The organism is Pseudomonas sp. NPDC086112 (assembly GCF_044746425.1).
Classification (GTDB): Bacteria; Pseudomonadota; Gammaproteobacteria; order Pseudomonadales; family Pseudomonadaceae; genus Aquipseudomonas.
On sequence record NZ_JBIVCD010000072.1, the window covers coordinates 9,250 to 9,843 of the forward strand.

1 protein-coding gene is annotated in these 594 nt (G+C 57.2%); it reads left to right on the forward strand.

All coding sequences use genetic code 11. The features are described 5' to 3' along the window. Nucleotides 1-21 precede the first annotated feature (21 nt). Nucleotides 22-594: UDP-3-O-acyl-N-acetylglucosamine deacetylase (gene lpxC / locus ACIPLA_RS27595; protein WP_401177578.1), on the forward strand; the 573-nt coding region annotated here is incomplete at its 3' end.

Below are 594 nucleotides of genomic sequence, written 5' to 3' on the forward strand. Positions count from 1 at the left end.
TGCGCTGAAGCGGCCCATGCCATGATAAAACAACGCACCCTGAAGAATATTATCCGTGCCACAGGTGTCGGCCTGCACTCCGGGGAGAAGGTCTACCTGACCCTCAAGCCAGCGCCCGTCGACACCGGCATTGTGTTTTGTCGTGCTGACCTCGACCCTGTGGTGCAGATTCCTGCCCGCGCGGAAAACGTTGGCGAAACCACTATGTCGACCACGCTTGTTAGCGGTGACGTCAAAGTGGACACGGTGGAGCACCTGCTCTCGGCCATGGCTGGCCTGGGCATCGATAACGCCTACGTCGCGTCCGAAGTCCCGATCATGGATGGTAGCGCTGGACCCTTCGTATTCCTGATTCAATCGGCCGGCCTGGAAGAACAGGACGCCGCCAAGAAGTTCATCCGGATCCTGCGGGAAGTGACAGTGGAAGACGGCGACAAGCGCGCCACTTTCGTCCCTTTCGAAGGTTTCAAAGTGAGCTTCGAGATCGATTTCGATCACCCGGTTTTCCGTGACCGCACACAAAGAGCAAGCGTGGATTATTCCAGCACTTCGTTCGTAAAAGAAGTCAGCCGCGCCCGTACCTTTGGTGTCATG